This window comes from Dinoroseobacter sp. S124A (genome assembly GCF_049801015.1).
GTDB lineage: Bacteria > Pseudomonadota > Alphaproteobacteria > Rhodobacterales > Rhodobacteraceae > Dinoroseobacter.
On the sequence record NZ_JBNAGD010000001.1, the window covers coordinates 830,377 to 845,826 of the forward strand.

Annotated in this window: 15 protein-coding genes; 10 read left to right on the forward strand and 5 right to left on the reverse strand. The window is 64.7% G+C overall.

The window, feature by feature from the left end; genetic code table 11:
• Positions 1-204: 204 nt before the first annotated feature.
• The 8 genes from ACP15I_RS04095 (at position 205) to ACP15I_RS04130 (ending at position 9,042) form a co-directional block, all read left to right on the forward strand.
• The gene (locus ACP15I_RS04095; RefSeq protein ID WP_424973991.1) at positions 205-1,368 is read left to right on the forward strand and encodes an ABC transporter substrate-binding protein; all 1,164 of its coding nucleotides are present in this window, start codon (positions 205-207) and stop codon (positions 1,366-1,368) included.
• A gap of 8 nt (positions 1,369-1,376) precedes the next feature.
• The gene (locus ACP15I_RS04100) at positions 1,377-2,291 is read left to right on the forward strand and encodes an ABC transporter permease (protein WP_424973992.1); all 915 of its coding nucleotides are present in this window, start codon (positions 1,377-1,379) and stop codon (positions 2,289-2,291) included.
• Between the two features lie 9 nt (positions 2,292-2,300).
• The gene (locus tag ACP15I_RS04105; protein ID WP_424973993.1) at positions 2,301-3,191 is read left to right on the forward strand and encodes an ABC transporter permease; all 891 of its coding nucleotides are present in this window, start codon (positions 2,301-2,303) and stop codon (positions 3,189-3,191) included.
• 18 nt (positions 3,192-3,209) lie between these two features.
• Complete coding sequence (locus tag ACP15I_RS04110; protein ID WP_424973994.1) at positions 3,210-4,313, forward strand: ABC transporter ATP-binding protein; 1,104 nt, start codon at positions 3,210-3,212, stop codon at positions 4,311-4,313.
• An 8-nt stretch (positions 4,314-4,321) separates the two neighbouring features.
• Entirely contained in the window at positions 4,322-5,254 is a 933-nt protein-coding gene (locus ACP15I_RS04115) for a polysaccharide deacetylase family protein (RefSeq protein WP_424973995.1), read from the forward strand.
• Positions 5,251-6,426: a CaiB/BaiF CoA transferase family protein gene (locus tag ACP15I_RS04120; RefSeq protein ID WP_424973996.1), complete on the forward strand. Its 1,176-nt coding sequence runs from the start codon at positions 5,251-5,253 to the stop codon at positions 6,424-6,426. The genes ACP15I_RS04115 and ACP15I_RS04120 overlap by 4 nt, the downstream gene beginning before the upstream one ends.
• A 9-nt stretch (positions 6,427-6,435) precedes the next feature.
• Complete coding sequence (locus tag ACP15I_RS04125; protein ID WP_424973997.1) at positions 6,436-7,626, forward strand: acyl-CoA dehydrogenase family protein; 1,191 nt, start codon at positions 6,436-6,438, stop codon at positions 7,624-7,626.
• 132 nt (positions 7,627-7,758) lie between these two features.
• Positions 7,759-9,042: a DUF3422 family protein gene (locus ACP15I_RS04130; protein WP_424966699.1), complete on the forward strand. Its 1,284-nt coding sequence runs from the start codon at positions 7,759-7,761 to the stop codon at positions 9,040-9,042.
• Here the strand turns inward: ACP15I_RS04130 and ACP15I_RS04135 are convergent.
• A complete protein-coding gene (locus ACP15I_RS04135; protein WP_424973998.1) occupies positions 8,975-10,072 on the reverse strand; it encodes a YeeE/YedE family protein in 1,098 nt (365 codons plus the stop codon). The genes ACP15I_RS04130 and ACP15I_RS04135 overlap by 68 nt on opposite strands.
• A 344-nt stretch (positions 10,073-10,416) precedes the next feature.
• Between ACP15I_RS04135 and ACP15I_RS04140 the strand changes: the two genes are divergently transcribed.
• Positions 10,417-11,583, forward strand: a complete 1,167-nt coding sequence (locus ACP15I_RS04140) for a M20 aminoacylase family protein (protein ID WP_424973999.1) — start codon at positions 10,417-10,419, stop codon at positions 11,581-11,583.
• 49 nt (positions 11,584-11,632) lie between these two features.
• On the forward strand, positions 11,633-12,373 hold the full coding sequence (locus ACP15I_RS04145) for a glutamine amidotransferase (protein WP_424974000.1): 741 nt from the start codon (positions 11,633-11,635) through the stop codon (positions 12,371-12,373).
• Positions 12,374-12,445: 72 nt separating this feature from the next.
• Here the strand turns inward: ACP15I_RS04145 and moaA are convergent, their stop codons facing one another.
• From moaA to ACP15I_RS04165, 4 genes are all read right to left on the reverse strand, one after another.
• The gene (moaA, locus tag ACP15I_RS04150; RefSeq protein WP_424974001.1) at positions 12,446-13,456 is read right to left on the reverse strand and encodes a GTP 3',8-cyclase MoaA; all 1,011 of its coding nucleotides are present in this window, start codon (positions 13,454-13,456) and stop codon (positions 12,446-12,448) included.
• A gap of 154 nt (positions 13,457-13,610) precedes the next feature.
• Entirely contained in the window at positions 13,611-14,306 is a 696-nt protein-coding gene (locus ACP15I_RS04155; RefSeq protein ID WP_424974118.1) for a DNA alkylation repair protein, read from the reverse strand.
• Positions 14,307-14,314: 8 nt separating this feature from the next.
• Entirely contained in the window at positions 14,315-14,905 is a 591-nt protein-coding gene (locus ACP15I_RS04160) for a GNAT family N-acetyltransferase (RefSeq protein ID WP_424974003.1), read from the reverse strand.
• Positions 14,902-15,450: a pyridoxamine 5'-phosphate oxidase family protein gene (locus ACP15I_RS04165; RefSeq protein ID WP_424974004.1), complete on the reverse strand. Its 549-nt coding sequence runs from the start codon at positions 15,448-15,450 to the stop codon at positions 14,902-14,904. The genes ACP15I_RS04160 and ACP15I_RS04165 overlap by 4 nt, the downstream gene beginning before the upstream one ends.

The following is a 15,450-nucleotide window of genomic DNA, read 5'->3' on the forward strand; positions in this document are numbered from 1 at the left end:
TGCGTCAGGCGGTTCGCTCGAACCTCGGGAATCTCGATTTTGTCGACAAAAATCGCCTTTTCTTTTTGGAATGCAAATCTACCTCGTTTTAGGTGGGAATGGGATGTGAGGAGACGTGCGCGCGGGCGCACCGGGGTCACGCGGAATTTTCACGATAAAAAACGACGCCGCCGCGATGTGGCTTCAACAGGAGAGTATTCTGCAATGCGACAGACGGAATTCAATCGCCGCCAGATGATGGCACTGATGGGGGCGGGGGCTGCCGCCTCGGCCATGGGCGCGCGCGCCACGGCCATGGAGGCCCTGAAGCTTTGGGCGCCGGGTATCGCCAAGGTGGGCGGAAGCGACTGGACGGCCATGGAAGCGCAATCGGGGATCGCGATTGCCAATATCGCCAAGAGCGCCCGGGCCGATGAAGCCATCCAGAAGATGGTCGTGGGCGATGGCAATGCGCTCTATGATGCGATGACCGACAATGGCGGCGGGATGGAAGATGCGCTGGCCTCCCAGGGCGCGATTGTCGAGCTCGACCCGAGCCGCATCCCCAACTGGTCCAACATGCTCGCCACCTATCAGGAGGGCGGCGATAACGCCTCGACGATCCGCCATGACGGCAAGGTCGTGGCGGTGCCCTACATTTCGAACGCCGACAGCCTCGCGTTCAACCATGGTGTGATCGGCGAAGAGCTCACCTCGTGGGAGGCGCTGTTTGACAGCCAGTTCCGTGGCCGCGCGGCCATGCAGAACGATTACGGTCCGACCCTGACCAACACGGCGATCTACCTCAAGCAATCCGGCAAGGGCAGCATCGACAACCCGTCGGACATGTCCGAGGACGAGGTGCGTCAGGTCGCCGAGTTCCTGATCGACCTCAAGAAGAAGGGCCATTTCCGCACCTTCTGGGATGGGGTCCAGAACGGCTCGGACCTGCTGAGCTCCGAAGAAGTGCTGGTCTCCTCCTGCTGGGAGGTCATCCAGATCTTCGCGGCGCGCAAGAATGGCGACGACATCCGCTATGGCTCCATGAAAGAGGGGCACCAGTCCTGGAACAACGTGGTGATGCTGACCAAGGGCGGTCAGGATCGCGGCATGGAGGATGCGTTCTACAAGCTTGCGAACCTCTATCTCGACCCGTGGTTCGGATCGCGCACTTTGGCCGGGCTCGGCTTTACGCCGCAGATGAACGGTGTGGGCGAGTATATCGAAGCCAATCCCGGCGATTTCGACGATGACACCAAGGCGGTGCTGGCCGAGCGCCTGATGCGCAAGGAAGAGCGTCTGGCGAACCCGGGCAATGCCTGGCAGAACGTCTTCCCGACCAATATTCGCGCTTACCAGGACTGGTGGGCCCGGGTTCAGGCCGCCTGAGGCGCGTCATGAGCGTGATGTCCCCGCAGGGCTTTAACGGGGTCGCCCCCGTCAAGGCCTCATCCCCCCCGCTGCGCGAGCGCCTCGCGCGCGGGGTGTTTTACCTGCCCATTGTCTTCATGGTTCTGTTTTTCGCCTTGCCCATGGCCCTGACGGTCGTGTTCTCGGTGTTCGAGCGGACCATGTTCTGGATGGAGCCGGGCTTCACGCTCTTTTCCTACGAGAACTTTTTCTTCTCGGCACGGCTGACCAATTTCCTCGACTCGATGAAATACTCGGCCATCGCCGTGGCGATCTGTTTCGTGCTGGGCTTTCCGATCGCGGTGTTCATCCGCAAATCCCTGCCGCAGGTGGCGCAGCACCGGGTGATCCTGCTGTTCATCCTGCCCTTCATGGTGTCCGAGATCATCCGGGTCTTTGCCCTGCGCCCCGTGTTGCAGCGCAACGGGCTGATCAACACCACCTTGCAGGATTGGGGGATCATCAACGAGCCCATCACGGCGCTGCTGTATACCCATACCGGGGTGGTGATCGGCGAGGTGCTGAGCTTTCTGCCGTTCATCGTCTTCTCGGGGTTCCTCGCGATGGAGGCCGTGCCCAAGCACATCTTCGAGATCTGCGATGATCTGGGCGTGGGAACGTGGCGCAAGTTTCGCGATGTGATCCTGCCGCTGGCAGCACCGGGCATCTTTGCTGGCAGCGTGTTCATCTTCGTCAACGGGCTGGGCGTGGCACTCTTGCCGAACATCCTTGGCGGGGCGGGGGCGGTGAATGCCGGGCTGATCGCGACCCAAGCGATCACGGCGCTCGACTTCCCGCTGGCCATGGCGGTGAGCGCGATCATGATGGCGACGCTGATGGGGCTGCTCTATCTCGGGCACCGGCTCTTCGACCTCACCAAGATCCTGACACCGTTGAATTGAGGGCGCGCCATGACCGATGATTTCGCCAATCCGTGGCTCTATCGCCTGAAATGGGCCTACATGCTGCTGATCGTTCTGACGCTGATGGCGCCGGTGATGTATGTCATGTATATCTCGTTCAATGCCAATGGCTTCGGCGCGAATGAGTATGTCTTCACGTGGGAGTGGTATGGCCTGATCTTTCAGGATCAGCTCCTGCTGGGGGCCCTGCGCTGGACCCTGTCGCTGGCCGTGGTGGTGACGCTGATCGCGGTGCCGATGGCGCTGATCTCGGCCAAGCTCTACAAGCAGAGCACCAACAAGCTGCCCATCGTGTTCCTGATGCTGGCACCGCTTTTCGTACCGCCGGACATCCTTGGCTCCGCCCTGCTGGTATTTTTCAAGAACCTCAACCTGACCTTTGTCTGGCTCGGCGATCTGATCGGTGTCAGCTTCATGGATGGCTGGGGGCAGCTTGGCTTTTCCACCGCCGTGATCGGGCTGATCATCTACACGATCCCCTATTCCTTCATCGTGATCCTGATCACCATGGGCCGCTACCGGTCCGAGCAGACCGAGGCAGCGCGGGCCTGCGGCGCCGATGGCTGGCGCGCGTTTTGGGATATCGAGTTTCCGCAGATCCGTGCGGGGGTCTTCAGCGCGTGTTCCTTCACGGTGATCCTGTGTTTCAACGAATATACGCGCACGAGCCTGCTCAAAGGCGGGTTCGACACCTTCACCACCGTTCTGATCAGCCAGATGCTCAACACCGGCATGTCCCCGCAAAGCTATGCCATGTCGAGCATGGTGAGCTTCATCGCCATCGCCGTGATCGGCTCCATCATCGTTTTCACCATGATCCGCTCCGACAGCCTGTCGCGCACCGCGCGCGCCAAGGCCGCACCGGTCATGTCCACTTAAAGCCACGGGAGCTTGACCATGACGTCTCAGCCCAAACCGCCCGCCGTCGAAGTCCGGAACCTGTGCAAGAATTACGGCTCTGTCCAGGCGTTGAAGAATGTGGATCTGACCATCGAGGCCGGGGAGTATTTCGTGCTGCTCGGGCCGTCTGGCGGGGGTAAGACCACGCTCCTGCGGACCATCGGGGGCTTTCACAAGGCGACCTCGGGCGATGTCCTGCTCAATGGGCGCGATGTGGGGCATCTGCCGCCGGATCAGCGGTCCACGACCATGGTGTTTCAGGCCTATGCGCTGTTTCCGCATATGACCGTGCTGGCCAATGTGGGCTACGGGCTAACGGTGGCCGGGTTGCCCAAGGCACAGGTGGCCGAGAAATCGGCCGCGATGCTCGACATGGTTGGGCTGACCGGGTTCGCGGACCGCAAACCCCATGAGCTGAGCGGTGGACAGCAGCAGCGGGTGCAGCTGGCGCGCGCCATGGTGCTCGACCGGGATATCCTGTTGCTGGATGAGCCTCTGGCCGCGCTCGACGCGCAGTTGCGCAAGGATATGTGCCTTGAGCTCAAGCATCTGCAGGAAAAGGTGGGCATCACCTTCATCCACGTCACCCACAACCAGGAAGAGGCCATGACCGTCGCTGACCGCATCGCGCTGGTCGCCGAGGGGGAGCTGGTCGAGCATGGCCGTGCGCGCGACATCTACCGCGCGCCCGAGCGGCGCTTCACCGCGAGCTTTGTGGGGGAAAACAACCTGCTGACCGGGCATGTGTCCGATGTGAACGGTGTGAGCTGCACCGTCGATGTGGCGGGCGCGCAATTGCAGGTGCCCAAGCGCGGCAAGGAGGTCAGCGGCGGCCAATGCGTGGATCTGTCGATCCGCTCCGAGCTGGTCGGGCTCAGCCGGGCCAGCGATGCCAATGCGGGCATGGACGGGCATTCGATCCTCGGCAGCTATGACGAGAGCGTTTATCTCGGCCTGACCACATCGCATCTGGTGCGCCTGCCGAACGGGACCGAGATGATCTCGCGTTCGATCTCGGATCAGCTCGACGATCTGCCCGAGCCCGGCGAGCCCGTGCGTCTGCACTGGCTGCCCGAGGCGATCCGCCTGCATGTGAACTGAGCGCTCCCATGCTGCCCAACTGGTCCAACCCCCGGATCCCCTATCAGATGGCCTCGGCGCGCAAGCCGCTTTCCCCCCTGCGGGGCAAGCCGCTGATCGTGCATGTGGTCATGAATATCGAATATTGGCCCTTTGACCGGCCCATGCCGCGCGGGATCATCCCGGCGCCCCACGGGGCCACGCCTGCGCCGCCTGATGTGCCGAATTACGCCTGGGTCGAGTATGGCATGCGCTGCGGCATGCCCCGGATCATGGATATGCTGGCCGCGCGGAACCTGCCGGCCTCGGCCTTTCTCAATGCGCAGGTGGGCGAGATCTATCCCGACCTGACCGATGCGGTGATCGCCGCCGGGTGGGAGCTGGTGGGTCATGGCTGGTTCCAACAGAGCCTCAAGGCCGTCGAGGATGAGCGCGCGGTGATCCGCCAGAGCCTCGCCAAGCTCGAAGAGCTCGGTGGGCGGCGCGCCCGGGCCTGGCTCGGCTGCGGGCTGGGGGAGACCTATCAGACGCCGGATATCCTGGCCGAGGAGGGGGTCGAATTCCTCCATGACTGGACGCTGGACGATCTCCCTAGCTGGATGCGCACGGCTCATGGGCCCATGGTGGCGCTGCCCTACACGTTCGAGCTCAACGATGTGCCGGTCTACGCGATCCAGTCCGGCAGCTCCGATGAGTATCTCAAACGGGTAGAGGCCACGCTGGCAATCTATGAGCGCGAGATGGCGCGCACGGGTCAGCCGCGCATCATCACCCTGGCCCTGCATCCCCATATCATCGGCGTGCCCCATATCGCCTATCACTTTGAAAAAGCTCTGGATCTCTTGGTGTCGCGCGATGACACGGTCTTCGTCACCTCGAGCGAGATGGGCGATTGGTTCGTCGCCGCCGATGGCACGGGCGGACGCGATCTGGAGCCCTTCATCGGGGGAGGTTCGCGATGACGGCCCTATCTCATCTCAAGGTGCTGGACCTGACCCGGGTGCGGGCGGGGCCGACCTGTTGCCGGGTGCTGGCGGACTTCGGGGCGGATGTGATCAAGATCGAAGCGCCCCAGGGCGTGGACCCCAATGCAGGGATAAGCGGCGCGCGGCACGGCTATGACATGCTCAACCTGCATCGCAACAAGCGCTCTCTCACCTTGAATCTGAAGAAACCCGAGGGATTGTCGGTGTTCCGCAAGATGGTCGAGACGGCGGATGTGGTGGTCGAGAACTTCCGCCCGGATGTGAAGGACCGGCTCGGCATCGGCTATGAGGACCTGGCCGAGATCAACCCGCGGATCATTCTCGCCTCGATCTCGGGCTTTGGCCAGGACGGGCCCTATGCCAAGCGCGCCGGGTTCGATCAGATTGCCCAGGGGATGGGCGGCATGATGGGGGTCACCGGCATGCCCGGCGAAGGCCCCATGCGCGCGGGCGCCGCCGTCGCCGACAGCACCTCCGGCATCTATGCGGCCACCGGGATTCTCGTGGCGCTGGCTGAGCGCGAACGCTCCGGGCGTGGGCAATGGGTGGCGACCTCGCTTCTGGAGGCGCAGATCGCGCTCATGGACTTTCAGGCCGCGCGCTATCTGGTCGAGGGGGAGGTGCCGCCGCAATCGGGCAATGACCATCCTTACGTGACGCCCATGGGGGTGATCGCGACCGCCGATGGCTATCTCAATCTCGGGGTCGGCGGGGACAGCCAGTGGCGTGCGTTCTGCGCGGCGATCGGGGTGCCGAATTGGGCCGATCAGCCGGAGTATGCGACGGCGGAGGCCCGCTTTGCCCATCGCCCGCAGCTTTGGGCTGCGCTCCAGCCGATCTTTGCCGAAAAGACGACCACAGACTGGGTCGAGCTTTTGGAAGCTGCTGGCGTGCCCGCAGGCCCGATCTACACCATGGATGAGGTCTTTGCCGATCCGCAGGTGCAGCATCTGCGCATGGCCGCGCCGGTTGAACACCCGGTGCGCGGCGAGACCAAACTGGTGGCGCAGCCCGTGACCCTGTCGCGGACCCCGGCAGCCATCACCGCCAGCGCCCCGGATGCGGGTGCCCATACGGATGAGATACTCGGCGAATACGGGCTGAGCGCGGCGGAGATCGCCGATCTGCGCGCCTGCAACGCCGTCTAGGAGGATAAGATGAACCAGATCGATACCGACGCCATTGCCATGCCCGTGGGCCCGCAATGGGGCGATATCCGTGAGGCGGTCGCGCGGCTCTGCGAGGACTTCCCGGACGCCTATTGGAATGATCTCGATGCGCGGGATGCCTACCCGAAAGAGTTCGTGCGCACCCTGACCGAGAGCGGTTTTCTCGGCGCGCTGATCCCCGAGGCCTATGGCGGCTCGGGCCTGCCGCTCGCCGCGGCGGGCGCAGTGCTGGAGACGATCCACGAGCGCGGCGCGAATGCAGCGGCCTGCCACGCGCAAATGTATACGATGGGCACGGTGCTCAAGCATGGCTCCGACGCGCAGAAGGCGCGCTACCTGCCGGGGATTGCCAGTGGCGAGCTGCGCCTACAGGCTTTTGGTGTCACCGAGCCGACAACGGGCTCGGACACCACCCAGCTCAAGACCCGGGCCGAGAAGACCGACCGGGGCACTTACGTGATCAACGGGCAAAAAGTCTGGACCTCCCGCGCGATGGAGAGCGACCTGATGCTGCTCCTTGCGCGGACCACACCTGCTGATCAATGCGCCAAGCGCAGCGATGGAATGTCGGTGTTCTTGGTGGATATGCGCGCGGCCCTGAGCAACGGGCTGAGCCTCTCCAAGATCGACGCGATGATCAATCACAACACCTGCGAGGTGTTCTTCGACAATCTCGAGATTCCCGCCGACACCCTGATCGGGGAGGAGGGCAAGGGCTTCCGCTATATCGTCGACAGCATGAATGCCGAGCGGATCCTCATCGCCTATGAGTGTATCGGGGATGCCAAGTATTTCATCCGCCGCGCGACCGAATACGCCAATGACCGCGTGGTCTTCGGCAAGCCCATCGGGACCAATCAGGGCATCCAGTTTCCCATCGCCCAGGCCTATGCCCAGGCGCAGGCCGCCGAGCTGATGGTGAACAAGGCCGCGACCCTCTTCGACAGTGGCGCGAAGGCCGCCGAAGAGGCGAATATGGCCAAGCTTCTCGCGGCGGATGCCAGCTGGGCGGCGGCGGAAACCTGCATGCAGGTCTTTGGCGGCTTTGCCTTTGCCAAGGAGTACGGGATCGAGCGAAAATGGCGCGAGGCGCGGCTTTATCAGACCGCGCCGATCTCAAAGAACATGATTTTTGCCTATTTGGGTCAACATGTTCTGGGACTTCCGCGCAGTTACTAGCACCCGGCATACGGGTTTCCGATGGGCGGCACCGCATACACAGGTGTACCGCTAAACCGTTCAACGCAGGGGTTTTTCCCTTTTCTCTGCGCTGCAGCGGCCCTATCTTGCGGGCAAAGAAGGAATGCCCGCATGACCGCCATCCAAGATCACCCGCTGCGCTATGCACTGGCCAACGAGCTGCATGCGCGCCCGTTTCCCGAGCTTTCCGCACCGTGTCATGCGGTGTTTCTGGCCATCAAGCAGCCCAAGGAGGCCGCCGCCCGCGACCGGGGGCTGGACCGCGCGCATCTGCTGGAACTTCTGGATCGCTACGGCGCGCCGCACCCGTCGCCCGGGGCCACGCATTTCTTCGGCAAGATCGGCAAGCACACCCTGAAATGGGAAAGCCATACGGAGTTCGTGACCTTCACGATCTTTGCCGAGGGCGTGGCCGAGAAACCCTTTGATCCCGACAGCTTCGATGTCTTCCCCGAGGACTGGCTCAAGCGCGCGCCGGGCGTCCGGATGGTCTCGTCCCTGATCCGGGTTGAGGCGCGTCCCAGCGTTGAGGAGATCCAGACCAAGCTAGAGGACTGGTTTGTCCCCGAAAGTCTGGCGGTCAGCTCGGTTCTGGACGATTCCGCCGTGGTGGCCGGGGATTTCCGGATCGATGCGGCGGGGCATACGCGCTTTGCGCTGTTCATTTCTGACGGGATCGGCAAGCGCCGGGTGGGCCGTGTCCTGCAGCGCGTGACCGAGATCGAAACCTACAAGACCATCTCGATGCTGGGCCTCGCCCGGGTGCGCGGGCTCAGCAAGGAGCTGGGCGAGATCGACGGCAAGCTCTCCAGCATGGTCGGCGACATGGGCGGTGACGGCACCGAGGCCGAGGAGACGCTGAAGGCGCTGCTCGAAGTGTCGGCGGATCTCGAGAACCTCATGGCGCAGAGCTCCTTCCGCTTTGGCGCGACCGGGGCCTATGAGGCGCTGGTGAACCAGCGGATCGAAGTGCTGCGCGAGGAACGGTTTGACGGGCGTCAGACCTTCGCCGAGTTCATGATGCGCCGCTTCGACCCGGCCATGCGCACGGTCAAGGCCACGGAACGTCGGCTACAGCAGTTGGCGGGGCGGGCAACGCGGGCGGCGGAACTGCTCCGGACCCGCGTGGATGTGGAACGCCAGACCCAGAACCAGGCCCTCTTGGAAAGCATGGACCGGCGCGCGGATCTGCAGCTGCGTCTCCAGAAGACGGTCGAGGGGCTCTCGGTCGTCGCGATCAGCTATTACGCGGTGAACCTGGCGATCTATCTGATCGGACCGCTGGCCTATACCTCGGGGATCTCCAAGACCGTGCTGACGGCTGCGGCTACTCCGCTGGTAGTGCTCGGGGTTTGGATGCTTGTGCACCGGATCCGCCAAGGGATGGAGAAGTAGCGCCCCCCTCGGGAAAGAGCCGCCCGGTCAGCGCTCCGCCCACCGCGATCGACACCAGCGCCAGCGTTGCCGCAAAGCTCAGCGTCGGGATGCCTGCAAGACCTGCCCCCACGGTGCAGCCCCCGGCCAGCACGCCTCCCACGCCCATCATCGCCGCACCGGCCATGTAGCGCCCGGTCTGGGTCGGGCTGTCAAAGCTGGCCCATTTGAACTCGCGCGAGATCAGGGATGCCACCAGCGCCCCGAGCAACGTGCCGCCAACCAGCCCCGTGCCAAAGCCCGCCGGGATGGCCGAGGAGGCGATCACGAAGAACAGGCTTTCGGATGCGGGGGAGGTGAACGACAGGCTTTCGAGCGCGATCGGGTCGAAATCGTCATACAGCACATAGCCCGTCCCGGCCCAGCCGAGCGGCACCAGCGCGCCAAGCAAAGCGGCGAGCACCAGCGTGCCGGGCGTGTTGCCCGAGCGGATGACCACGGCACCGGCCACGATCACCAGAACCGCCGTCCAGCCCCAGGCCCCGCCGGGCAGAGCGGCAAAGCCCGTCAGATCGCCCAGATTGACGGTCGCACTCCCGAGAGAGGTGCGCAGGGGCGCCAGCACGCCCTTGAGCGTCGCATGGGCCACCACGGCAAAGACCAGAAGGACCGTCAGGGCGCGCAGGTTGCCCGACGCCCCCAGCACGGTCAGCCGCGAGACACAGCCGCGCGTCAGCACCATGCCCGCGCCGAACAGAAGCCCGCCCGCGACGATCGCCAACACCGGCAGATCCGCCACAAAGAAGCGATGCTCCGAGAAATCCACATAGCCGAGCGCAATCACCGTCTGGGTGCCGAGAACGGCCACGGCCAGCGCGGTCAGCCAGACCCCGGCAGCACTGCGCCGTTCCTCGGGCGCACCCGCCACCGACCGGCGCAGACAGAACCGCGTGCGCTGCGCGAGCACACCGAAGAGCACGCCAAGCGCCAGGCCAAACAGGGCCGAGGCCAGCCGCACATCGAGAAAGTCCAATCCAAGGTCAGCGTACATGTCGCCCTCCGGGGTCACGGTTAACCCGTCGCAAATAGGGGAGGGGGCAGGTCGAAATCAAGGGAATGTGAGGTGGCCGCATGCCCCGTGGGCGAAACGTAAATCCAGCATCCACCCACCGTTTGGACCGGAACTGTGGGTTTTGGTCTGAGACGGGTCTCTGTTCTGCGAATGTCGGGTTTGGCAGTCATTTCTTCCCTTTCTGCAGCTCTGCGCGCTCAGTCGCGAAACGAGCGTTCCTGTGGTGCCATGGGCGCGCTTGGTGAAAAAACAGCCCGGACTTGACCCCTTGCCCCTTTCGGCGCACCTAACAGGGCAGAGCCGGACCCCGTCGGGAGAGAGACATGCCGATCAAGAACCGTTTTGCCGAATTGCTGCCCGAGATCACCGCCTGGCGCCGGGATCTGCACGAGAACCCCGAGCTGTTGTTCGACACCCATCGGACCGCTGCCATGGTGGCGGAGAAACTGCGCGCCTTCGGCTGTGACGAGGTGGTCGAGGGGCTTGGGCGCACGGGCGTGGTCGGCGTGATCAAGGGGCGGGGCACGGGATCGGGCCGGGTGATCGGGCTGCGGGCTGATATGGATGCGCTGCCCATCGCCGAGGCGACCGGGCTGCCCTATGCCTCCCGGACACCGGGCAAGATGCATGCCTGCGGCCATGACGGGCATACGGCCATGCTGCTCGGCGCAGCGCGCTACCTGACCGAGACCCGGAATTTCGACGGCACTTGCGTGGTGATCTTCCAACCCGCCGAAGAGGGCGGCGGCGGCGGGCGCGAGATGGTCGAGGACGGGTTGATGGAGCGGTTCGGGATCGAAGAGGTCTACGGCATGCATAACTGGCCCGGCGTGCCCACGGGCACCTTCGCGATCCGCCCGGGGGCGTTCTTTGCCGCCACGGACCAGTTCGAGATCACCGTGGCCGGGCGCGGTGGCCACGCGGCCAAACCCCATGAGACCATCGACCCGACCGTGATCGCCAGTCAGATCGTCCTTGCCCTGCAGACCATCGCCAGCCGCAATGCAAACCCGGTGGAGCAGATCGTCGTCTCCGTCACCTCGTTCCAGACCGCGAGCACGGCCTTCAACGTCATCCCGCCCGAGGTCACGCTCAAGGGCACGATCCGCACGCTGGACGAGGATATCCGCGCTCTGGCCGAAACGCGCCTGACCGAGATCGCGTCCGGTGTGGCCACCGCCATGGGGGCCGCGGCGCAGGTCAGCTATTACAAGGGCTATCCGGTCATGGTGAATTCCGAGGCTGAGACCGCCTTTGCTGCCGATGTGGCGCGCTCGGTGGCGGGGGATTGCGCCGATGCGCCGCTGGTCATGGGGGGCGAGGATTTCGCCTATCTGCTCAACGCGCGCCCCGGGGCCTATATCCTTGTGGGCAATGGCGACACCGCCGATGTTCACCACCCGGAATACGACTTCAATGATGAGGCGATCCCCGCGGGCTGCTCCTGGTGGGCCGAGATCGTGGAACAGCGCCTGCCGCTGGCCTCCTGAGACAGCGCGCTGTCTTGCGCGACGGCGCGGGCTTCGCTAACCCGCCCCCATGAAACCGTTCCTGATCCTGCAGCTGCGTCCCGAACGGGACGTCTCCGATGATGAATACGCGGCGATCCTCGCGAAATCCGGGCTCGCCGAAGGCGACGCGATCCGGGTCTGCCTCGATCATCAGGACCTGCCCGAGGGGCTCGATCTCAACCAGCTCTCCGGCGTGATCGTCGGTGGCGGTCCGGGCTGTTTCAGCGACGCGCCCGAGACGAAATCCCCGGTCGAGGCGCGGATCGAAGCCGCCATTCTTGCGCTGATGCCCGAGGTGACAGCGCGCGACATCCCCTTCATGGGCTGCTGCTACGGCATGGGCGCGCTGGGACAGCATCTGGGCGCCGAGGTCTCGAAACGCCGCTATGGCGAAAGCGTCGCCGCCGTGCCCTGCACCAAAACCGAGGCCGGGCGGGCGGATCCGCTGCTTGCGGACCTGCCGGAGCGGTTCGACGCCTTTGTGGGCCATAAGGAAGCGCTGCAGGCACTGCCCGAGGGCGCGGTGCACCTGATGTCTGGCGAGGCCTGCCCGTTTCAGATGATCCGCTACGGTGCCAATGTCTACGCGACCCAGTTCCACCCCGAGGCCGATGGCGATGGCGTGGCCGTGCGCATCCGCGCCTATCGCGAAAAGGGCTACTTCCCGCCCGAGGAAGCCGACAGCCTGATCGCCGAGGTCGCGAAGGCCGATGTGGATGACAGCGCCCGGATCCTCGCCAATTTCGTCCGGCATTACGCGCGGGACTGATCCCGCCTCATTGTTCGCGAAATACTCCGGGGGGCGGCCCCGCAGGGCCGCGGGGGCAGCGCCCCCTCCGACCTATCCGCCCGTATGGCTCATATGCCGGGGCATCTGCCCGTCGAGCTTCTGCCGGGAATAGTCGAAATCATGGCCCTTGGGCTTAAGCGCGATGGCCGCCCGGATCGCGTTCTCCAGCGCCCGGTCATCCTCGGGGTAATCCCGCAGGGGCTTGCGCAGATCGGCCATATCCTCCTGCCCGAGGCACATATAGAGCTCTCCGGTGCAGGTCAGGCGCACCCGGTTGCAGCTTTCGCAGAAATTATGGGTCAGCGGCGTGATGAAGCCGAGCTTCTGGCCCGTCTCCTCCAGCCGCACATAGCGCGCGGGCCCGCCCGTGCGCTCGGCCAGATCCGTCAGCGTGAACCGTTCGCGCAAGCTATCGCGCAGATCCGACAGCGCCCAATACTGGCCCAGCCGGTTTTCATTGCCGATATCGCCCATGGGCATGACCTCGATGAAGGTCAGGTCCATATCGCGCTCGGCGCACCAGTCGACCATGGTAAAGAGCTCGTCCTCGTTGAAGCCTTTCAGGGCGACCGCATTGATCTTGATCCGCAGCCCGGCCTTCTGCGCTGCATCGATCCCGCGCATCACCTGGGGTAGGCGGCCCCAGCGGGTGATGTCGGCGAATTTCTGGTCATCCAGCGTATCCAGCGACACGTTGATCCGCCGGACCCCCGCCGCAAAGAGATCATCGGCATATTTCTCAAGCTGGGAGCCATTGGTCGTCAGCGTCAGCTCGCGTAGCGCGCCGCTGTCCAGATGGCGGGACATGCGATGAAAAAACGTCATGATATCGCGCCGCACCAGAGGTTCGCCGCCCGTGATCCGAAGCTTCTTCACGCCGAGCCCGACAAAGGTCGAGCACATGCGGTCCAGCTCCTCCAGCGTTAGCAACTCTTTCTTCGGCAGAAAGGTCATGTTCTCGGACATGCAATAGACGCAGCGGAAATCGCAGCGGTCGGTGACCGACACCCGCAGATAGTCGATGGCGCGCTGGAACGGGTCGATGAGTGGCGTGGCTGTCATGGCTTCTCCCCCAATGGGAGGAGCGTATCGGCGGCGCGGCAGAGGCGCAAGGGCAGGGCTGCCGCGCTAAGCTCATGATCTCGTGATGTTTTCCCGCTATGCTTCACTTTGCCGAAGCGCGGGGTGGCGCGCAAAGGTGATTCTGCGCTGCGGGTTATCCTGCGGCCTCCTCCGGCGGCAGAAGCCGCCCGGCCTCTTTCCGGGCAAAGGGTTTCATCCCGGCTCCGTGTTCCGCCAGAAAGGCGCGCACCCGGTCCGGGTCACGCCGGGACAGGTCTCGCAGCCACCAGGCGATGGCCTTCTGGATGAACCAGGCCCGATCGGGGACATAGCCTGCGGCCCAGCCCAGCACCCGGTCGCGGACCGCAAGCTCATCGGGTTTCGGGTCCCGCTGCTTGGTCCAGGGTAGGGTGATCACCAGCGCCGCGCGCCGGGTCCAGAGGTGATCGCTCCGGGTCCAGTTCTCGACCGTGTCGATGCGGGACGGATCCGCGATCAGCCGTTTCTGCCCGGCAATGCAGGCATGATCCGCGATGGCCCAGGCGTCGAATTCGGGCACCCAGCTCTGGATCCGGTCCCATGTGGCCGTGTCGTCCCTCTGGCGCGCCTGGGTCAGCAGCTTGGCGGCCGCGATCCGCGCCTCGTGGATGTTGCTGTCCCACAGCGCCCCGGCCAGATCCGCGCGCGCCGGAGCCTCCAGCGCGCGCCGCCAGTCTCGCGCCAGCGCGTCCAGATCCCCGTTCGCGACCCCGAGATAAGGCCGATCCACCTTGTGATAGGCGGCCATCTGAGCGGCCTTCCCGGCGGTCCCGAGGGCGCGCAAAGCCTCCAGCGCGGCCTCGGCAGTCAGGGTGTCGCTCACCTTGGACGCTCCAGCTGCCAGTCGAGATGGGCACGGATCGCGGGCCATTCCGGTGCGGTGATCGAGTAGACCGCCGTATCCCGGATCGTGCCATTGGGCATGATGCGATGGGCCCGGCGGATCCCGTCGAGCTTGGCACCCAGCCGCTCGATCGCCCGGCGGCTCGGCGTGTTCAGCACATGGGTGCAGAACTCTACCGCGATGCAGTCCAGCGTCTCGAAGGCGTGACCGAGCAGCATCCGCTTGCAGGCGGTGTTGACCGCACTGCGCTGCACCCGCTTGGCGTACCAGGTATAGCCGATCTCGACCCGGCGGTTCTCGGCATCCGGGCTGCAATAGGTGGTGCTGCCGGCGGGGCGTCCTTCGGCATCCAGCACGCAGAACGGGGTCATCTCGCCCTGCGCCTGCTTGGCCAGATGGCTCTCGATGCCGGCGACCATCTCCTCGGGGGCGGGGACATAGGTGAACCATAGCTTGTGGAGCCCGCCCGCCGCGCTCTCGGCGGCCAGGGCCGCGGCATGGTCGCGGCTCAGGGGTACGAGCGCGGCCTCCTCCCGGTGCAGCGAGATCGGGGCGGGCCAGCTCATAGGTTGTCTTCGATCCCCGTGGGCGCGCCGTCGATGGTCGTGCGGTTGCGCTCGGCCCAATAGGCGCGGATCCCGTCCTCGCCCTTGTCCGCGGCCCAGTCCTTGAGAACCGGACGCTCGGTCATGCCGTCGGCGGTGGGCACCGCATAGCCGCAGGAGGTCTGGACCATCTCGACGCTCAGATCATAGACCTGCCGTTTCTCGGGCCCACCGGGAAAGAGGTCGGCCAGCTCTGCCCAATCGGCGCTGTCGCGCTGCACGGTCCGCGCGGTGCCATAGGCGCGCAGGATCATGGGCGTCGCATCGAAGCTGCACCACATCAGCGTCATGCGCGGCGATTGCTTCAGATGCCCTGCGGTTTCATTGCCCGACCCGGTGACATTGAGCCAGGCGATCCGGTTGGGCCCGAGCACGCGCAGGCTGTCCATCCCCTTGGGGCTGAGATTGACGCGGCCTTCCGGGGCGGCGGTCGCGACGAAGAAGATCTGCTGCGCTTCGATGAAATTCTGATGGCCGAGGCCGATCCGGGGGAATTGCTTGGCCAT